Here is a 17,779-nt window from a genome sequence, read left to right on the forward strand (position 1 = left end):
GGGAGAAAAAATGGAGTGGAGTCTGACGCAGAATAAGCTGCTGGCCTATCACCGCCTGATGCGTACTGATAAACCCATTGGCGCGCTGCTGCTGCTGTGGCCGACCTTATGGGCGCTGTGGGTTGCCACGCCGGGCGTACCGCCGCTGTGGATCCTGGCGGTGTTTGTGGCGGGTGTCTGGCTGATGCGCGCTGCGGGCTGTGTGGTTAACGACTATGCTGACCGGAAATTTGATGGACATGTTAAGCGCACCGCGAATCGTCCTTTGCCGAGCGGTCAGGTGACCGGGAAAGAGGCGCGCATCCTGTTTGTGGTGCTGGTGCTTCTCTCTTTCATGCTGGTGTTAACCCTTAACACCATGACCATTCTGCTGTCCGTCGCTGCTCTGGCGCTGGCCTGGGTCTACCCATTTATGAAGCGATACACCCATCTGCCGCAGGTGGTTTTGGGTGCGGCATTTGGCTGGTCGATTCCCATGGCGTTTGCCGCGGTCAGCGAGTCCGTTCCGCTCAGTTGCTGGCTGATGTTCCTGGCGAATATTCTCTGGGCCGTTGCGTACGATACCCAATACGCGATGGTCGATCGCGATGACGATCTCAAGATTGGCATCAAATCGACGGCGATCTTGTTTGGCCGTCACGACAAACTGATCATCGGCATATTGCAGGTGGCGGTGCTGGCGTTGATGGTGGCGATTGGTAGCCTGAACGGGCTGAACTGGGAGTTTTACTGGTCCGTGCTGGTGGCGGGTCTGCTGTTTGCGTATCAGCAGAAGCTGATCGTGAAGCGCGAGCGTGAAGCCTGCTTTAAAGCGTTTCTGAATAATAACTACGTCGGGCTGGTGCTGTTTATGGGGCTGGCGATGAGTTACTGGTCATAAAAAAACCGGGTGGCGGCTTCGCCTTACCCGGCCTACGATTTAGCAGAACATGTAGGCCGGGTAAGCGTTAGCGCCACCCGGCTTTAACATCACTCGCCCTGCGTCGAACTCTCAATCGTTAAACGCACATCCGCGGTAATCAGCTCTGCCAGCATCTGGTAAACCTTCATCGTCTCTTCCGGCTCGGCATCGCCCGTATCGCTAATGTAACCTTCGTCGCGCAGCGTCAGCACCAGGGAGCTGAATACCGCTTTGTCGAAGAATTCCGGGGCGTTAATGCCATGCAGAACGGACAGGCGCTGGGCCAGCGTCCGACTCTCTTTTTCCAGCGTACCGCGGTTGATTGACGGGTTAGCACTCAATAACCAGAAGGTAATGGCGTAGCGCTGCAACGTCTCACGCGCACCGGAAGCCAGGAGCTGCAAGGTTCGGGAACGTGACGGATTGATATGCAGTTCGTCATCACTGATGGTAATCAGCCCCTGACGACGCATCTCTGCGGACATTTTATCGAGCTCTGCCGCCAGCTCATCCTTACTCCAGCGCAGGAACAGCTCCGCTTTCAGCATCGGATAGATGGCCTGAATATGGCGCAGCAGCTCCTGACGCGAAATACGGCGGTGCTGGGTAATAATGGCTGCCATCAGTGACGGCAGCATCAGCATGTGCGTGATGTTATTACGGTAGTAGGTCATCAGCACGGCCTGCTCGCGCGGCAGAATGATGATGTCACCAATAGTATCTTTCTCGACTTCGAACTTGTTCATCTGCAACGCGTGATCGATCAATTCGCTGGCGGTGGCAGACGGCACGGTCGAATCCACGGAATACGGCACGTTGCGCATGATATCCAGATAGCAATCAATCTGCTCGGTCAGCTGTTCACGGGTCAGTGAACGCTGGCGAGAGGCCAGAAGCGCGGTACAACACAGGTTCATGGCGTTTGCCGCACCAGCATTGTTGATGCGTACCATCAGCTCGGATGCAATGCCGTTGACCGTTGGCGTCAGCCAGGCCGGACGTACCGCTTCGATAGGATCAATAGACTCGCGCCACTCCGGAACATGATGGTTCAGATATGTCATCAGGGGCAGGGGCTCGCCAAAGTTCACGTAGCCCTGACCGAGGTTGCGCAATTTACTCAGACCACGCAGCATCTGCGGCAGACTCTCTTTCTCTTTGGTCGCACCGCGCAGCTCTTTCGCGTAGGTGCCCACTTCCATCACGTGTTCATAACCGATGTAAATAGGCACCAGCGTGATAGGACGCGTACCGCCACGCAGCATGGCCTGAATGGTCATCGACAGCGTGCCGGTCTTTGGATCGAGCAGACGACCGGTACGGGAGCGACCGCCTTCAACAAAGTACTCCACGGAATAACCGCGGCTGAACAGCTCGCCCAGATACTCCCTGAAGACGGTGGAGTAGAGCTTGTTACCCTTGAAGGTACGACGAATGAAGAACGCACCCAGACGGCGGAAAATCGGACCTGCTGGCCAGAAGTTCAGGTTGATACCGGCAGCAATATGCGGCGGCACCAGGCCCTGGTGATAGAGCACGTAAGAGAGCAGCAGGTAGTCCATGTGGCTGCGGTGGCAGGGCACATAGACAATCTCGTGGCCGTCATGCGCTAACTGACGCACGCGCTCGGCGTTGTGGACGTTAATCCCCTGATAGAGGCGGTTCCACGTGAAACCGAGGATACGGTCAGAGAGACGAATCATCTCGTAGGAGAAGTTTGCGGCGATCTCTTCCATCAGCGCGATTGCGTTCTGCTGCGCTTTCTCGTGCGAAATCTTCTTGCTGCGCGCTTCGTCTTCTACGGCACGGGCAATCGCTTTGGAAGCCAGCAGCTTGTTAAACAGATCCTGACGCGCCGGGAGACGTGGCCCAACGGCCGCCAGACGCTGACGTGCAAAGTGCATACGCGCAACGCGCGCCAGCTTTTGCGCAATGATTTTGTCAGTACCGTGTTCGTCCGCCATGCGGCGCAGTGAAACGGAAGGCGAGAAGCGAACAAAGCTGTCGCGTCCCAGCCATGAGACGGCGAAGAATTTCTGAATGCCGTTGAGCATACGCAGCGGCGGGTTCTCTTCCCCTTTTTCACGCCCCGGACGACGGCCAAACATCACCGACACCGGCACCATCTGCACGTCCAGATCGGGGTTGCTGCGGTGCAGATCGAGGTAATCATGGAACAGCTTAATGGACTCTTCTTTCGGCGTGTAATAGGTGAACACGCGCGGTCCGCCATGGATGAACACGTAGCGCGGCAGCAGCGTACCGTCGACTTCCAGCGGTTCAAGCGGGTCAGGTAAATCGTGCGCCAGACATTGAGCGCGAAGCGTAAGCAGGTCTGCCTTCGAGTTATAAGGCAAAACGTACATAATAGGGCGTGACGTATCGAGCCCTAATTCCAGCGCGGGTTCTGCTGGGATAGACTTACTTTTTACCAGTACGCTTAATGGTAAATTAAGTAATTTGTAGTAAATTCGTGGCCAGCCGGACATAAACGATGTAAAGCCTCTGGTTAATAATGCAATTGCGGCGCAAGGATAACAGAAAGCGCGCAAAATTTCTGTTGTTACCCGTCATACTTCAGGTCGCAGCAAAACGCGCTGCGGCTTTAGTTACTGACGCTATTTATCATAAAAGGTTCTTTTAATGGCCAATAATACCACTGGGTTAACTCGAATCATTAAAGCTGCCGGTTATTCATGGAAAGGTTTCCGCGCCGCATGGGTTAATGAAGCCGCTTTCCGCCAGGAAGCGGTTGCCGCAATCGTTGCCGTTGTCATCGCCTGCTTCCTTGATGTTGATGCTATCACCCGCGTACTGCTCATCGGATCTGTCCTTCTGGTGATGATAGTGGAAATTCTGAATAGCGCTATTGAGGCCGTTGTTGACCGAATCGGGTCGGAATTCCATGAACTGTCTGGCCGGGCGAAAGACATGGGTTCCGCTGCCGTACTGCTGTCGATTATCACGGCGGCGATCACCTGGGTCACGCTACTTTGGTCGCATTTCCGATGAGCCTCGAGGAATAATTAAGTCCCTGGTTTTTTGTGCAGTTTTTGGTTCCAAAATCGCCTTTGACTGTATATACTCACAGCATAACTGTATATACACCCAGGGGGCGGTATGAAAGCGTTAACGACCAGGCAGCAAGAGGTGTTTGATCTCATTCGGGATCATATCGGCCAGACGGGTATGCCACCCACGCGTGCAGAAATTGCGCAGCGTCTGGGCTTCCGTTCTCCTAATGCTGCCGAAGAGCACCTTAAGGCGCTTGCGCGTAAGGGCGTGATTGAGATTGTTTCCGGCGCCTCACGCGGCATCCGTCTGCTGGTGGAAGAAGAGAGCGGTATTCCGCTGGTGGGTCGCGTAGCCGCAGGTGAACCTCTGCTGGCGCAGCAGCACATCGAAGGGCACTATCAGGTTGACCCAGGCATGTTCAAGCCGAGCGCCGATTTCCTGCTGCGCGTTAGCGGAATGTCCATGAAAGATATCGGTATTCTGGATGGCGATCTGCTGGCGGTACACAAAACGCAGGACGTGCGTAACGGGCAAGTCGTGGTGGCGCGCATTGATGATGAAGTGACGGTTAAGCGCCTGAAAAAACAAGGCAATACCGTGCAGCTTCTGCCTGAAAACAATGAATTCTCCCCGATTGTGGTGGATCTCCGCGAGCAGAGCTTCTCTATTGAAGGGCTGGCGGTCGGCGTTATCCGCAACGGTGAATGGCTGTAATCTCTTCCTGACAGGCTGTAGTTCCTCTACAGCCTGGCCTGTTTTCTGATTCCGGTAATTTCCATGGCATTGCTAACTTCTGCCGATAAGGCGTTGTGGCGTCTTGCGCTACCGATGATTTTTTCCAATATTACCGTTCCTCTGCTGGGGCTGGTGGATACGGCAGTTATCGGGCATCTCGATTCGCCGATTTACCTGGGCGGCGTCGCGATTGGCGCAACGGCGACCAGCTTCCTCTTTATGCTGCTACTTTTTCTGCGCATGAGTACGACAGGCCTGACGGCCCAGGCGTATGGTGCAAAAGATCCCCTGCGTCTGGCGCGTGCGCTGGTTCAGCCGCTCATTCTGGCGTTCGGTGCTGGCGCGTTAATCGTTCTGTTGCGTACGCCGCTGATTGATCTTGCGCTCCATATTGTAGGCGGCAGCGATGCCGTACTGGAACAAGCCCGGCGGTTCCTCGAAATTCGCTGGCTCAGCGCGCCCGCTTCACTGGCAAACCTGGTCCTGCTGGGCTGGCTGCTGGGCGTGCAGTATGCCCGCGCGCCGGTGATCCTGCTGGTGGTGGGTAACCTTCTCAATATTGTCCTCGATCTCTGGCTGGTAATGGGGCTGCACATGAACGTCCGGGGCGCGGCGCTGGCTACGGCAATTGCCGAGTACGGGACGCTGCTGATCGGTTTGGGGATGGTCTGGCGCGTGCTGGCGATGCGCGGTATCACCCTGGATCTGCTGAAATCGGCCTGGCGCGGCAATATGCGTAAGCTGCTGGCGCTCAATCGCGACATCATGCTCCGTTCGCTCCTGCTGCAACTCTGCTTCGGCGCATTAACCGTTTTTGGTGCGCGTCTTGGGCCTGAGATCGTCGCCGTCAACGCAGTGCTCATGACGTTACTGACCTTTACCGCTTACGCGCTGGATGGTTTTGCTTACGCCGTCGAGGCGCATTCAGGGCAGGCTTATGGCGCGCGTGAAAGCGGCCAGTTACGCGAAATCTGGCGTGCTGCCTGTCGTCAGGCGGGTCTGGTGGCGCTGGTCTTTGCTCTGGTTTACGCCTGTTTTGGTGGGCATATTGTCGCGCTTCTCACCTCGTTGCCCGCGCTACGTGAGCTGGCCGATCGCTACATCCTCTGGCAGGTAGTATTACCGGTGGTGGGTGTGTGGTGCTATTTGCTGGACGGCATGTTTGTTGGTGCGACGCGCGGGGCGGAGATGCGCAACAGCATGGCCGTCGCTGCGGCGGGGTTCGGCCTGACGCTGCTGACCTTGCCGTATCTCGGCAATCATGGTCTGTGGCTCGCGCTGGCGGTGTTTCTCTCACTGCGTGGCCTTTCGCTGGCCGTTATCTGGCGTCGTCACTGGCGAAACAATACCTGGTTTCCAGCCCCGCACGATATATCGTAACGGTTAAAGATTCCGAATATAAAAATAAATGCCGAATCCTTAACTACAATAATAATCACGTCCAGCAGAATAGAACGAAGCGGACGACACTCATAGACGCTTAACACGAGGACACGATTATGAATAAAGACGAAATCGGCGGCAACTGGAAGCAATTCAAAGGTAAAGCGAAAGAACAGTGGGGTAAGCTGACAGATGACGATATGACCGTCATTGAAGGTAAGCGCGATCAGCTGGTAGGTAAAATCCAGGAGCGCTACGGTTATGAAAAAGATCAGGCGGAAAACGAAGTCAAAGACTGGGAAACCCGTAACGACTACCGCTGGTAACCGGCACTATCCCCAAGGGCGGCTCTGAGCCGCCTTTTTCTTTGGCCTTAACGCGGCTTTTTCTTCACCAGGATAGAGTGATCGTGCTGACAGGCATCCTGATGACGGCATGACTCCACCTCCACGCAGGCAGAACATAAGCCGTGGGCTTCGATCACGTTATGGCGCAGCGCAAAGCCCATTCTGGCTGCCAGCGTATGCATAATATCTTCCACACCTTCCGCACACTCTTCCTTCACCACGCCACAGCGATCGCAGATAAACATGGCGGACGTGTGAGTAGGCTGGTCAAAAAGATGGCACAGCACATAGCTGTTTGTTGATTCCACTTTATGCACAAACCCTTGCTCCAGCAGAAAATCCAGCGCCCGATAGACGGTCGGCGGTTTTGCCTGCGGCTCGCTTTCACGCAGCAGGTCGAGCAGATCGTACGCGCTGATGGCACCCTGTTGCAGGCTCATCAGACGCAGTACCTCAAGGCGCTGCGGGGTCAGGCGCACATTGCGTTGCGCACAGAGCTTTTCAGCTTGCGCTAACAGCTCTTTTGTGGACTTGTCCATCGGGCACCTCGGATGTGGTAAGGGGTGAAAACCCTCACTTTATCATGTTCTGCTAAAAACACCGAGATCCGCCGGGCTGTGCTATACCTGACGCATCGCAAATCAGGAGATCGCAAAATGAAAAGACCTGACTGTATTCGGCACTGGCGGGACGTGGAAGGCGCCGATGACGCAACGTATCCGGACAGCAATGAACGGTTTTCTATTGGCGCGCCGCTGGCCCGCAAGCTGGGTCTCGGCCGCATTGGTATTCACCATGAACGGCTGCCGCCCGGACGCCGTACTTCTTATCCGCATGCGGAAAGCGACGAAGAGGAGTTTGTTTACGTTCTGGAGGGTTACCCTGAGGCCTGGATCAATGGTTATCTGTGGAAGCTTGAACCCGGAGACAGCGTGGGATTTCCTGCCGGCACGGGCGTGTGCCATACCTTTATCAACAACACCGATGAAGAGGTGCGCTTACTGGTGGTGGGTGAGGCTAATAAAAAACATAACCGCATCTACTATCCCCTCAATCCGGTGTATGCCGTGACGCGCGAAGATCACTGGGTAGACCATCCGCCTCAGTTTTTTGGCCCGCACGATGGAAAACCTGGGCGAAAATAATTTCCTCTTCTATAAATATTGATGGTCGTCACACATTAGAACAGGCCGGGATGGAATTTAACTTAGGGAAATAGCGGGTCTTTTTGTACTTATTCACAGCAATAGTTCGTTCCTGTTTGGGTGATAACAGACAGGGTTAACTAATAACAAACTATTTACGAGCACACTGTGAAAAAACATTTTAAATTTTCGATGGTTAGCATTGCTGTCTCCTTTTTTATGGCAAATCAGGCGGGAGCAGCCAATACCTGGACGGAAGCGCGTAGTGACGCAATGGGCGGCACGGGCGTGGCAGCAGGCAGCTATGGCAGCGGGGCGTTAATCAACCCCGCGTTACTGGCAAAATCTAAGCCCGAGGATGATGTGACGGTCATTTTGCCGTCCGTTGGCGTGCAGGTGACCGATGAAGACAATCTTCAGGACGAGATTGATACCATTAACGATAAAATCAATCATTACAAGGACGTGGTTGATAGTCTGACCCCCATTGATATCATCACGGATCCATTAGGTTCGATCAATCAGTTCCAGGGCGCAGCGAAAGATCTCGCTGATGAGCTGGACTACCTGAAAGGCAAAACCGCACACGCCACCGCAGGGGCGGGGATTGCCGTCAGTATCCCTAACGATGTCCTTTCCGTGGCCTTTATGGCCAAAGGCTATGCACATGGCCGCGTCAGCTCTTCAATCGATCAGCAGGACATTGATTATCTGCGCGGTATACAACGAAGCGATGCGGTGGCTGCCGGTGTGGCGCTGGATGCCGCGCTAAACGGTTCCGATCAGATCACCAAAAACCTTAACTCTACGGCGTCTGGCCGGGCGGCGATTGTGTCCGACTACGGTATTGCGGTAGCCCGTCAGTTCGATCTTGGCGGCGTTCCGGTTTCCGTTGGCGTCACGCCGAAGCTGCAAAAAACCTGGCTCTATAACTACACTACCTCAATCTACGATTACGACAGTAATAAGTGGAACGACAGCCGCTACCGTACCGACGACACTGGTTTCAACGTTGATGCCGGTATTGCTGCTGATTTCGGTGAAAACTGGACGGTCGGCGTGAGCGGGCAAAACCTGATGTCGCGCGATATCGATACCAAAGATATCCGCATTCGCAACGGGCGTACGGGAGAGGTGGTGAGTTATAAAGACACTTATCAGATCCGTCCGCTGGTCACTGCCGGGGCCGCCTGGCACAACGATCTGGTCACGCTGACCGCAGATGGCGATCTGACCGAAACCAAGGGCTTTAAAAGCGAAGACACCTCCCAGTACGTTGGCGTCGGTGCCGAAGTCACGCCACTGAGCTGGCTGGCAGTACGCGCCGGTTATCGTGCGGATATGAAAGGGAACGACAGCAACGTCTTTACCGGCGGTGTCGGTTTCGCGCCGTTCAACTCCGTCCACGTTGACCTGATGGGGCTTTATGGCGAAGACGAGACCTGGGGTGCAGGGGCACAGTTGAGCATGACGTTCTAAATAAAAAGGGCACCATTAATGGTGCCCTTAGCTTATCCGTGTGCCGCTTTGGTCAGCGTATCGCTGATCCATTGATTTACGCTTTTACCTGAAACTTCGGCTGCGATGTTAATTGCGGAATGTATCTCGGGCGCGATGCGCAGGCTGATTTTCCCGCTTGCCGGACGCAGAGGTTCTCGACCTTGTTCTGTGCAGTAGGCAAGATAATCATCGACCGCTTCTTCAAACGCTTTACGGAGGGCTGCGACGTTATCTGCATGAAAACCGATAACATCTCTTATGCCAGCAACATGCCCAACGAAGCATAGATCTTCGTCGCTGTAATCAATTTTTGCGGCATAGCCTTTATAAGTCATGGTGTTAATCATGGAGAAACCCCTGTTGCGATGAGAAAAGCCATTGCGTCGCGAACCTGATAAACCTTCGCTTCTTTATCCGGATGAGGACGATGAAACGAGGCCACAACCCCATTGATTTCAAATCTTACCCTTGAGCCGTTCCCTTCTGAGGCCTTCGCGCCTAATGCGATAAAAAGCGCTTCAATCTTGCGCCATTCCAGAGAACTGGGCGTTGGCATGGAGAAAATCAACTGCAATGTTTTTTGATGGCGGGCGTTCAATGTTTTCATTTTTAATCGATTCCATTTTGATTTTTTCTCTCCGCCAAGTAGAAATAAATGATATCACTTTTTGATATCATATCAAGCCGGATCGTATCCTTTTTGAGCCTGTGCTATAGTAGCGCCCCTTTTCCACCAGATGCTTAAAAGTTCGCCATGTCGTCAGAATTCCAGACCGCTTTCCCTGCACACCGTTTTTCCATTGCGCCAATGCTCGACTGGACGGACAGACACTGCCGCTATTTCCTGCGTCAGCTCTCCCGCCATACGCTGCTATACACCGAAATGGTCACTACCGGCGCAATTATTCACGGCAAAGGCGACTATCTGGCGTACAGCGAAGAGGAGCATCCGGTTGCGCTGCAACTCGGTGGCAGCGATCCGGCTGCGCTGGCGCAGTGCGCGAAGCTGGCCGAAGAACGCGGCTATGACGAGATTAACCTTAACGTCGGTTGTCCGTCCGACCGTGTGCAAAACGGCATGTTCGGCGCGTGTCTGATGGGAAATGCGCACCTGGTGGCGGACTGCATCAAAGCGATGCGCGACGTCGTCTCTATCCCGGTCACGGTCAAAACCCGTATCGGCATAGACGACCAGGACAGCTATGAGTTTCTGTGTGATTTCATCAACACGGTATCAGGGAAGGGTGAATGCGAGATGTTTATCATCCACGCCCGTAAAGCCTGGCTCTCAGGCCTCAGCCCGAAAGAAAACCGCGAGATCCCGCCGCTGGACTACCCGCGCGTGTACCAGCTGAAACGCGACTTCCCACACCTGACCATGTCGATCAATGGCGGTATTAAGTCGCTGGACGAGGCCAAAGCGCACCTCGAACATATGGATGGCGTGATGGTCGGACGCGAGGCGTATCAGAATCCGGGCATTCTGGCGACGGTTGACCGGGAAATCTTTGGCGTTGAGGGTGCTGACACCGATCCCGTGGCCGTAGTGCGCGCCATGTATCCGTACATTGAGCGCGAGCTGAGTCATGGTACGTATCTGGGCCACATTACCCGCCATATGCTTGGCCTGTTCCAGGGCATTCCTGGTGCGCGTCAGTGGCGTCGTTATCTCAGCGAGAACGCGCATAAAGCCGGTGCGGATATTGAGGTACTGGAACACGCGCTGCGTCTGGTTGCGGATAAACGTTAAATTTCGCTAAAAGATGGTCAAATACGCCACGCCCTGCAACACATTGCGGGGCGTTTTGCTTTCAGAACAACAACTTATTTTTGGCATGATTCTTGTAATGATCGCAGCATCATTCGGGAACTCGTGGGAGAGCACCATGCTGGAACTACTTTTTGTGATTGGCTTCTTTATCATGCTGATGGTCACGGGCGTGTCGCTGCTCGGTATTCTGGCCGCGCTCGTTGTGGCCACGGTGGTGATGTTTGTCGGCGGATTATTTGCCCTGACGATTAAACTCTTGCCGTGGTTACTTCTGGCGATTGCGGTGGTATGGGCCATACGGGCGATTAAATCACCAAAACTGCCGACTTATCAGCGTAATAACCGCTTCCGTTACTAAGGTATTGAGGGGTACGTCACATACCTGCAACTTTTCCGGCAGCAATCTTTAGAACAGAATAGGATTTACTTATCGAATCTGTCACTATGGCTGCCGCTAAAGAATTCATCGAGCTGTACCCTACATACAGCCGAACTAAAAAAAAGAAAGGGCTTCCCATGGGAAGCCCAATTTCTTTTTATGGCTCAGGGAATTAACAGACTTGAGCCCTGGGTTGCCCGGCTCTCCAGCACCTCATGCGCACGTTGCGCATCGGTCAGCGGATATTTCTGCGCTTCTGCCACATCCACTTTGATCACCCCGCTGGCGATCAGCGAGAACAGCTCGTTGCTGGCTTCCTCAAGTTCTTCCCGATTAGTGATGTAACCTTGCAGGGAAGGGCGGGTGACATACAGCGACCCTTTCTGATTCAGAATGCCTAGGTTCACGCCGGTGACAGCCCCGGAGGCGTTACCGAAGCTCACCATCAGCCCGCGACGTTGCAGGCAGTCCAGCGAAGATTCCCAGGTGTCTTTCCCCACCGAGTCATACACCACGCGTACCTTTTTGCCGCCAGTGATCTCTTTCAGCCGCTCAACGATGCTCTCTTCCCGGTAGTTGATCACCTGCCATGCGCCCGCGTCCAGCGCGCGCTGCGCTTTTTGCGCGCTGCCTGTGGTGCCGATCAGCTTCGCCCCCAGGGCTTTCGCCCACTGGCAGGCAATCAGCCCTACGCCACCTGCGGCTGCGTGAAACAGGAATTGCTCGTCAGGCTTAATTTCGTAGGTTTTGCGCAGCAGATAATAGACCGTCAGCCCTTTCAGGAATGAGGCGGCAGCCTGCTCGAAGCCGATCGCATTTGGCAAAAGCGCCGCTTTCTCGGCCGGAACGTTATGGATGGAGCTGTAAGCGCCCAGCGCCGACTGCGCGTACACCACGCGATCGCCTTCCTTAATGTGCTTAACCGCGCTGCCCACTTTGCTGACGATACCGGCCGCCTCGGTGCCCAGTCCGCTCGGCATCGACGGAGGCGGATAGAGACCGCCGCGAATATAGGTATCGATGTAGTTAATGCCGATCGCTTTGTTTTCAACCTGGATTTCGTTCTCGCCAGGTGCCGTGGGGGTAAACTCCACGGCTTGCAGTACGTCTGGCCCGCCATGTTTCTGGAACTCAATGCGTGTTGCCATGCTCCCTCCGTTAGAAAATTATGGTAATCTTTCGACCCACTCTTTATCTCGGTAACTCCATTCACTATGGCAGGAAACAAACCCTTCAACAAACAGACTGAACCCCGTGAACGTGATTATCAGGTCGCCGGGTTAAAAGTCCCGCCGCACTCGATTGAAGCGGAACAGTCGGTGTTGGGCGGTTTAATGCTGGATAACGAACGCTGGGACGACGTCGCCGAGCGCGTTGTCGCGGAAGACTTCTATACCCGCCCGCACCGCCACATCTTTACGGAAATGGCGCGTTTGCAGGAGTCGGGCAGCCCTATCGACCTGATTACGCTCGCAGAATCGCTGGAGCGTCTGGGACAGCTCGACAGCGTCGGCGGATTTGCCTATCTGGCAGAACTGTCAAAAAACACGCCAAGTGCCGCGAACATCAGCGCTTACGCTGATATCGTCCGTGAACGTGCCGTTGTCCGCGAGATGATCTCGGTGGCGAATGAGATCGCCGAGGCCGGTTTCGATCCCCAGGGGCGCACCAGCGAAGATCTACTTGATCTTGCCGAGTCCCGCGTCTTTAAAATCGCCGAAAGCCGTGCGAACAAAGACGAAGGCCCGAAAAACATCGCCGATGTGCTCGACGCCACCGTTGCGCGTATTGAGCAGCTTTTCCAGCAGCCGCACGATGGCGTGACGGGGGTGAACACCGGTTATGACGATCTCAACAAGAAAACGGCAGGTCTTCAGCCATCGGATTTGATTATCGTCGCGGCGCGTCCGTCGATGGGTAAAACGACATTTGCGATGAACCTCGTCGAAAACGCGGCGATGTTGCAGGATAAACCGGTTCTTATCTTCAGTCTTGAGATGCCCTCAGAACAGATCATGATGCGTTCTCTGGCATCCCTGTCCCGCGTGGATCAGACCCGCATCCGTACCGGTCAGCTCGACGATGAGGACTGGGCGCGGATCTCCGGCACCATGGGGATTTTGCTGGAAAAACGGAACATCTATATTGATGACTCCTCCGGCCTGACGCCGACGGAAGTGCGCTCCCGCGCGCGCCGTATCGCCCGTGAACACGGTGGCATCGGCCTTATCATGATTGACTACCTCCAGCTGATGCGTGTTCCGTCGCTTTCCGACAACCGTACGCTGGAGATTGCCGAGATTTCGCGCTCGCTCAAGGCGTTAGCCAAAGAGCTGCACGTGCCGGTGGTGGCGCTGTCGCAGCTTAACCGCTCTCTGGAACAACGTGCAGACAAGCGCCCGGTCAACTCCGACCTGCGTGAATCCGGCTCCATCGAGCAGGATGCCGACTTAATCATGTTCATCTACCGTGATGAGGTTTATCACGAGAACAGCGACCTGAAAGGGATCGCCGAAATTATTATTGGTAAGCAACGTAACGGCCCCATCGGTACGGTACGTCTGACCTTTAACGGCCAGTGGTCGCGTTTCGACAACTATGCCGGTCCTCAATATGATGATGAGTAATTTCTAAGGAATTCAAATGCAAGCGGCAACTGTTGTTATTAACCGCCGCGCTCTGCGACACAACCTGCAACGTCTGCGAGAACTGGCGCCCGCCAGTAAGCTCGTTGCAGTCGTGAAAGCGAACGCTTACGGACACGGTCTTCTTGAGACCGCGCGAACGCTCCCCGATGCCGACGCTTTTGGCGTCGCCCGTCTCGAAGAAGCTCTCCGCCTGCGCGCAGGTGGAATTACGCAACCGATTCTGCTCCTCGAAGGCTTTTTTGAAGCCTCGGACCTGCCGACCATTGCCGATCAGCACCTGCACACGGCGGTGCATAACGAAGAACAGCTGGCCGCGCTGGAAACGGCCGAACTGAGCGAGCCGGTCACCGTGTGGATGAAGCTCGACACGGGCATGCACCGCCTGGGCGTGCGCCCGGAGAATGCCGAAGCGTTTTATCAGCGGCTGTGCCAGTGCAAGAACGTGCGTCAGCCGGTGAATATCGTCAGCCACTTTGCCCGCGCCGATGAGCCTGAATGCGGCGCAACGGAACAGCAGCTTGATATCTTCACCACCTTCTGCGAAGGCAAACCGGGGATGCGCTCCATTGCGGCGTCCGGCGGCCTTCTGCTGTGGCCGCAGTCGCACTTCGACTGGGCGCGTCCGGGGATTATCCTGTATGGCGTTTCCCCGCTTGAGAACAAACCCTGGGGACCGGACTTCGGCTTTAAGCCGGTGATGTCGCTGGTTTCAAAGCTGATTGCCGTGCGTGAGCACAAAGCAGGGGAGCCGGTAGGTTACGGCGGCACCTGGACGAGTGAGCGCGACACGCGGCTTGGCGTGGTAGCGATGGGCTACGGCGACGGCTATCCACGCGCCGCGCCAACGGGTACGCCGGTACTGGTCAATGGTCGCGAAGTGAAGATTGTCGGCCGTGTGGCGATGGACATGATTTGTGTCGATCTGGGACCCGACGCGCAGGATAAAGCGGGGGACGATGCGGTGATGTGGGGCGAAGGCCTGCCGGTAGAGCGTATTGCTGAAATAACAAAAGTGAGTGCTTACGAACTTATTACGCGCCTTACCTCAAGGGTAGCGATGAAATACGTCGACTAATCACAGTATCCGGGAAGGGATATGTCACCATCTGAAATGGCTGCTTGTCTGGCCTATGCGCTCTCTGTCTGGCTGGCGGCCAGAAACAATATCAACACGTGGTGGATCGGTATTCTCGGCAGCGGGCTATACGCCTGGGTCTTCTATTCAGTGCAGCTCTATGCCGATGTTACCCTACAGCTCTTTTTCATTATCACGAGCATAACGGGTTGGGTGCACTGGCTGAAAGGAAACCGCGGAGAGGTATTGCCGGTGCGGCGAACCCACCCCAGACATTTTCTCCTTCTGCTGGCCTGTGCCGTGGCAGTAGCGGCGCTGTACGGGCTTTTATTGCATCGGTATACCAACGCCTGGGCGCCCTGGCTGGACTCCATTATTTTAACCTTCAGCATCCTGGCGCAGTTCATGCTAATGGGCCGGCGCCTGGAGAACTGGTACGTCTGGCTTGCCGTCAATACCCTTGCCGTGCCGCTGTATGCGATGAGGGGCCTGCATTTGACCGCGGTTCTGTATCTGGTGTTCTGGTTTAACGCCTGGCACGGTTTATATCAATGGCGTAAGGAGATCCGCGCGCGATGAAACCTTACGCAGAGGGTCTGATTGTCGGCAAGTTCGCGCCCTTACACGCAGGACATGAATTGCTTATCAACGCTGCGCTTGCCCGGTGCGAGACGGTGTTTATCATCAGCTATTCGCTACCGGAAATGCCGGGGTGCGAACCCGAAAAGCGCCTTCAGTGGCTACAGACGCGTTTCCCGCGGTGTCGTCACCTGGTGTTTTCGCCAGAGATCGCGGCGGGCCATGATATTGAACCGCCGCCGCCCAACGACGCAGATGCCGATCGCCACCGACACTACGTGGCTACCCTGTGCGAACGCTTCTTTCACTGCCGACCGGACGCCGTATTCACTGCGGAGGATTACGGCGATGGCTTTGCCCGCGTATTAAGCCAGCGTTTTGGCAAACCGGTCACGCACGTGCGGCTTCAGCGCCCGGAGGGCCCTGATGCGCCCTCAGGCACGCTTATTCGCTCTGATGTTCATCGCTACCGCGAGATGCTCTCGGCGGAGGTTTACCGGAGTTTTGTCTTTCGAATTTGCTTATTGGGCGGCGAGTCGACGGGCAAAAGCACGCTTTCCCGGGCGTTGGCAGCAGCGCTTAACGCGCCCTATGTCGCTGAGTTCGGGCGCGAATACTGGGAAGAAAAGAACGGAGTACTGGAATGCGACGATCTCCTGCATATTGCGCGCGAGCAGGTGCGGCGTGAGGACGCAGCCAGCACGGCGCCTTATCTGATTTGTGATACGTCGCCCTTAACCACGCTGTTTTATACCCTCGACCAGTATGGCTCGGCGCCTCAGGCGCTGCACGACTTAGCCGGGCGGGACTACTCGCTGGTTGTACTGTGCGGCGATGAATTTCCCTTTGTACAGGACGGTACCAGGCAAGGCGCGGCGTTTCGCCGCAGGCAGCAGTCGTGGTATATCGCTGAACTGGCGCGCCGAAATATCCCGTATTTACGCGTCACAGGGTCGACGTCTGAACGTATCCAACAAATTCGTGGGCATATCCAGAAACGGTTTTCATAACCTTCTCGACCTTCTCCTGCTTCCGGTTTATTGTTGAAAATCCTGCCTCATAATAATCCGGAGAACATCGCGTGTTTCAGAAAGTAGACGCCTACGCCGGCGACCCTATCCTCTCCTTGATGGAGCGTTTCAAAGAAGATCCTCGCAGCGACAAAGTGAACCTCAGCATCGGTCTTTATTACAACGAGGACGGCATCATTCCTCAACTGAAAGCCGTTGCCGAAGCCGAAGCGCGTCTTAACGCAACCCCGCACGGGGCTTCGCTTTATCTGCCGATGGAAGGGTTAAATACCTACCGTAATACCATTGCGCCGCTGCTATTTGGTGCGGATCACGCGGTGCTCGCGCAAAAGCGCGTGGCGACTATCCAGACGCTGGGTGGCTCGGGTGCGCTGAAGGTAGGCGCAGATTTCCTGAAAAAGTACTTCCCGGATTCCGGCGTGTGGGTCAGCGACCCGACGTGGGAAAACCACGTGGCCATCTTTGAAGGCGCGGGCTTTAAGGTTGCGACCTATCCATGGTTCGACAGCGAAACCAACGGCGTACGCGTTGATGCGCTGCTGGAAAAACTGAACACCCTGCCGGAGCGCAGTATCGTATTGCTGCATCCGTGCTGCCATAACCCGACCGGTGCGGACCTCACCAATGCCCAGTGGGATGCGGTGATCGAGGTACTGAAGGCGCGTAACCTGATCCCGTTCCTCGACATCGCCTATCAGGGCTTTGGGGCGGGCATGGAGGAGGACGCCTACGCCATTCGCGCGATTGCCAGCGCGGGTCTGCCTGCGCTGGTCAGCAACTCTTTCTCAAAAATCTTCTCCCTCTACGGCGAGCGCGTCGGCGGTCTGTCCGTGGTGTGTGAAGACGCCGAAGCCGCGGGACGCGTACTCGGTCAGTTGAAAGCGACGGTCCGCCGTATTTACTCCAGCCCGCCGAACTTTGGTGCGCAGGTGGTCGCGACCGTACTGGGCGATGATCAGCTGAAAGCCACCTGGCTTGCGGAAGTGGAAGGCATGCGTAAGCGCATCCTGTCGATGCGTCAGGAGCTGGTTAACGTTCTGAAAGAGGCCGTGCCTGGACATAACTTTGATTATCTTCTCAAGCAGCGCGGGATGTTCAGCTATACCGGACTGAGCGCAGCGCAGGTCGATCGCCTGCGCGAAGAGTTCGGTGTCTACCTGATCGCCAGCGGCCGTATGTGTGTGGCGGGGCTGAATGCCGGCAACGTCCAGCGCGTGGCGCAGGCGTTTGCATCCGTAATGTAAGTATTCACTTACTTGCATGCTATATG

Annotated in this window: 19 protein-coding genes; 14 read left to right on the forward strand and 5 right to left on the reverse strand. The window is 55.4% G+C overall.

What is annotated here, in order from left to right; translation table 11 throughout:
• The first annotated feature begins 10 nt into the window (after positions 1-10).
• Complete coding sequence (gene ubiA, locus L350_RS00775) at positions 11-880, forward strand: 4-hydroxybenzoate octaprenyltransferase (RefSeq protein ID WP_032627022.1); 870 nt, start codon at positions 11-13, stop codon at positions 878-880.
• A gap of 89 nt (positions 881-969) precedes the next feature.
• On the opposite strand, the gene plsB is transcribed toward ubiA, so the two are convergent.
• The gene (plsB, locus tag L350_RS00770; protein ID WP_023299088.1) at positions 970-3,390 is read right to left on the reverse strand and encodes a glycerol-3-phosphate 1-O-acyltransferase PlsB; all 2,421 of its coding nucleotides are present in this window, start codon (positions 3,388-3,390) and stop codon (positions 970-972) included.
• Between the two features lie 154 nt (positions 3,391-3,544).
• On the opposite strand from plsB, the gene L350_RS00765 reads away from it, so the two are divergent.
• From L350_RS00765 to L350_RS00750, 4 genes are all read left to right on the forward strand, one after another.
• Positions 3,545-3,913 carry a diacylglycerol kinase gene (locus L350_RS00765; RefSeq protein WP_006810487.1) on the forward strand — a complete coding sequence of 123 codons (369 nt, stop codon included), beginning with the start codon at positions 3,545-3,547 and terminating at the stop codon, positions 3,911-3,913.
• 108 nt (positions 3,914-4,021) lie between these two features.
• Entirely contained in the window at positions 4,022-4,630 is a 609-nt protein-coding gene (lexA, locus tag L350_RS00760) for a transcriptional repressor LexA (RefSeq protein WP_003860318.1), read from the forward strand.
• Positions 4,631-4,693: 63 nt separating this feature from the next.
• Positions 4,694-6,031 carry an MATE family efflux transporter DinF gene (gene dinF, locus L350_RS00755; RefSeq protein WP_032627024.1) on the forward strand — a complete coding sequence of 446 codons (1,338 nt, stop codon included), beginning with the start codon at positions 4,694-4,696 and terminating at the stop codon, positions 6,029-6,031.
• A gap of 119 nt (positions 6,032-6,150) precedes the next feature.
• A complete protein-coding gene (locus L350_RS00750) occupies positions 6,151-6,360 on the forward strand; it encodes a CsbD family protein (protein ID WP_003860314.1) in 210 nt (69 codons plus the stop codon).
• A gap of 47 nt (positions 6,361-6,407) precedes the next feature.
• On the opposite strand, the gene zur is transcribed toward L350_RS00750, so the two are convergent.
• Entirely contained in the window at positions 6,408-6,920 is a 513-nt protein-coding gene (gene zur / locus L350_RS00745; protein ID WP_006810484.1) for a zinc uptake transcriptional repressor Zur, read from the reverse strand.
• Positions 6,921-7,037: 117 nt separating this feature from the next.
• Between zur and L350_RS00740 the strand changes: the two genes are divergently transcribed.
• Positions 7,038-7,526: a cupin domain-containing protein gene (locus tag L350_RS00740; RefSeq protein ID WP_022646741.1), complete on the forward strand. Its 489-nt coding sequence runs from the start codon at positions 7,038-7,040 to the stop codon at positions 7,524-7,526.
• Between the two features lie 192 nt (positions 7,527-7,718).
• Positions 7,719-9,005: a conjugal transfer protein TraF gene (gene traF, locus L350_RS00735; RefSeq protein ID WP_152811457.1), complete on the forward strand. Its 1,287-nt coding sequence runs from the start codon at positions 7,719-7,721 to the stop codon at positions 9,003-9,005.
• 32 nt (positions 9,006-9,037) lie between these two features.
• Here the strand turns inward: traF and L350_RS00730 are convergent, their stop codons facing one another.
• Complete coding sequence (locus L350_RS00730; protein WP_197092504.1) at positions 9,038-9,373, reverse strand: type II toxin-antitoxin system HicB family antitoxin; 336 nt, start codon at positions 9,371-9,373, stop codon at positions 9,038-9,040.
• A complete protein-coding gene (locus tag L350_RS23725; protein WP_071993645.1) occupies positions 9,370-9,633 on the reverse strand; it encodes a type II toxin-antitoxin system HicA family toxin in 264 nt (87 codons plus the stop codon). The genes L350_RS00730 and L350_RS23725 overlap by 4 nt, the downstream gene beginning before the upstream one ends.
• Positions 9,634-9,780: 147 nt before the next feature.
• Here L350_RS23725 and dusA point away from each other — a divergent pair, with 147 nt between their 5' ends.
• A complete protein-coding gene (gene dusA / locus L350_RS00725) occupies positions 9,781-10,776 on the forward strand; it encodes a tRNA dihydrouridine(20/20a) synthase DusA (RefSeq protein ID WP_003860304.1) in 996 nt (331 codons plus the stop codon).
• A 136-nt stretch (positions 10,777-10,912) separates the two neighbouring features.
• On the forward strand, positions 10,913-11,155 hold the full coding sequence (gene pspG, locus L350_RS00720) for an envelope stress response protein PspG (RefSeq protein WP_017382623.1): 243 nt from the start codon (positions 10,913-10,915) through the stop codon (positions 11,153-11,155).
• A 185-nt stretch (positions 11,156-11,340) separates the two neighbouring features.
• On the opposite strand, the gene L350_RS00715 is transcribed toward pspG, so the two are convergent.
• Positions 11,341-12,324: a quinone oxidoreductase gene (locus L350_RS00715; protein WP_022646744.1), complete on the reverse strand. Its 984-nt coding sequence runs from the start codon at positions 12,322-12,324 to the stop codon at positions 11,341-11,343.
• Positions 12,325-12,390: 66 nt separating this feature from the next.
• On the opposite strand from L350_RS00715, the gene dnaB reads away from it, so the two are divergent.
• The 5 genes from dnaB (at position 12,391) to tyrB (ending at position 17,753) form a co-directional block, all read left to right on the forward strand.
• On the forward strand, positions 12,391-13,803 hold the full coding sequence (gene dnaB / locus L350_RS00710; protein WP_003860298.1) for a replicative DNA helicase: 1,413 nt from the start codon (positions 12,391-12,393) through the stop codon (positions 13,801-13,803).
• 16 nt (positions 13,804-13,819) lie between these two features.
• A complete protein-coding gene (alr, locus tag L350_RS00705; protein WP_032627027.1) occupies positions 13,820-14,899 on the forward strand; it encodes an alanine racemase in 1,080 nt (359 codons plus the stop codon).
• 21 nt (positions 14,900-14,920) lie between these two features.
• Positions 14,921-15,478 carry a nicotinamide riboside transporter PnuC gene (pnuC, locus tag L350_RS00700; protein ID WP_032627030.1) on the forward strand — a complete coding sequence of 186 codons (558 nt, stop codon included), beginning with the start codon at positions 14,921-14,923 and terminating at the stop codon, positions 15,476-15,478.
• Complete coding sequence (locus L350_RS00695) at positions 15,475-16,488, forward strand: AAA family ATPase (protein ID WP_032627032.1); 1,014 nt, start codon at positions 15,475-15,477, stop codon at positions 16,486-16,488. The genes pnuC and L350_RS00695 overlap by 4 nt, the downstream gene beginning before the upstream one ends.
• A gap of 71 nt (positions 16,489-16,559) precedes the next feature.
• Positions 16,560-17,753 carry an aromatic amino acid transaminase gene (gene tyrB, locus L350_RS00690; protein WP_023305262.1) on the forward strand — a complete coding sequence of 398 codons (1,194 nt, stop codon included), beginning with the start codon at positions 16,560-16,562 and terminating at the stop codon, positions 17,751-17,753.
• The last annotated feature ends 26 nt before the right edge of the window (positions 17,754-17,779 follow it).

This window comes from Enterobacter sp. MGH 4 (genome assembly GCF_000534735.1).
Taxonomy (GTDB): domain Bacteria; phylum Pseudomonadota; class Gammaproteobacteria; order Enterobacterales; family Enterobacteriaceae; genus Enterobacter; species Enterobacter intestinihominis.

What these genes read in the sequence shown, in the direction of transcription:
- ubiA (WP_032627022.1), top strand. Translation starts at nt 11, where the DNA reads ATGGAGTGGAGTCTGACGCAGAATAAGCTGCTGGCCTATCACCGCCTG.
- plsB (WP_023299088.1), bottom strand. Translation starts at nt 3,390, where the DNA reads ATGTCCGGCTGGCCACGAATTTACTACAAATTACTTAATTTACCATTA.
- L350_RS00765 (WP_006810487.1), top strand. Translation starts at nt 3,545, where the DNA reads ATGGCCAATAATACCACTGGGTTAACTCGAATCATTAAAGCTGCCGGT.
- lexA (WP_003860318.1), top strand. Translation starts at nt 4,022, where the DNA reads ATGAAAGCGTTAACGACCAGGCAGCAAGAGGTGTTTGATCTCATTCGG.
- dinF (WP_032627024.1), top strand. Translation starts at nt 4,694, where the DNA reads ATGGCATTGCTAACTTCTGCCGATAAGGCGTTGTGGCGTCTTGCGCTA.
- L350_RS00750 (WP_003860314.1), top strand. Translation starts at nt 6,151, where the DNA reads ATGAATAAAGACGAAATCGGCGGCAACTGGAAGCAATTCAAAGGTAAA.
- zur (WP_006810484.1), bottom strand. Translation starts at nt 6,920, where the DNA reads ATGGACAAGTCCACAAAAGAGCTGTTAGCGCAAGCTGAAAAGCTCTGT.
- L350_RS00740 (WP_022646741.1), top strand. Translation starts at nt 7,038, where the DNA reads ATGAAAAGACCTGACTGTATTCGGCACTGGCGGGACGTGGAAGGCGCC.
- traF (WP_152811457.1), top strand. Translation starts at nt 7,719, where the DNA reads ATGGTTAGCATTGCTGTCTCCTTTTTTATGGCAAATCAGGCGGGAGCA.
- L350_RS00730 (WP_197092504.1), bottom strand. Translation starts at nt 9,373, where the DNA reads ATGATTAACACCATGACTTATAAAGGCTATGCCGCAAAAATTGATTAC.
- L350_RS23725 (WP_071993645.1), bottom strand. Translation starts at nt 9,633, where the DNA reads ATGAAAACATTGAACGCCCGCCATCAAAAAACATTGCAGTTGATTTTC.
- dusA (WP_003860304.1), top strand. Translation starts at nt 9,781, where the DNA reads ATGTCGTCAGAATTCCAGACCGCTTTCCCTGCACACCGTTTTTCCATT.
- pspG (WP_017382623.1), top strand. Translation starts at nt 10,913, where the DNA reads ATGCTGGAACTACTTTTTGTGATTGGCTTCTTTATCATGCTGATGGTC.
- L350_RS00715 (WP_022646744.1), bottom strand. Translation starts at nt 12,324, where the DNA reads ATGGCAACACGCATTGAGTTCCAGAAACATGGCGGGCCAGACGTACTG.
- dnaB (WP_003860298.1), top strand. Translation starts at nt 12,391, where the DNA reads ATGGCAGGAAACAAACCCTTCAACAAACAGACTGAACCCCGTGAACGT.
- alr (WP_032627027.1), top strand. Translation starts at nt 13,820, where the DNA reads ATGCAAGCGGCAACTGTTGTTATTAACCGCCGCGCTCTGCGACACAAC.
- pnuC (WP_032627030.1), top strand. Translation starts at nt 14,921, where the DNA reads ATGTCACCATCTGAAATGGCTGCTTGTCTGGCCTATGCGCTCTCTGTC.
- L350_RS00695 (WP_032627032.1), top strand. Translation starts at nt 15,475, where the DNA reads ATGAAACCTTACGCAGAGGGTCTGATTGTCGGCAAGTTCGCGCCCTTA.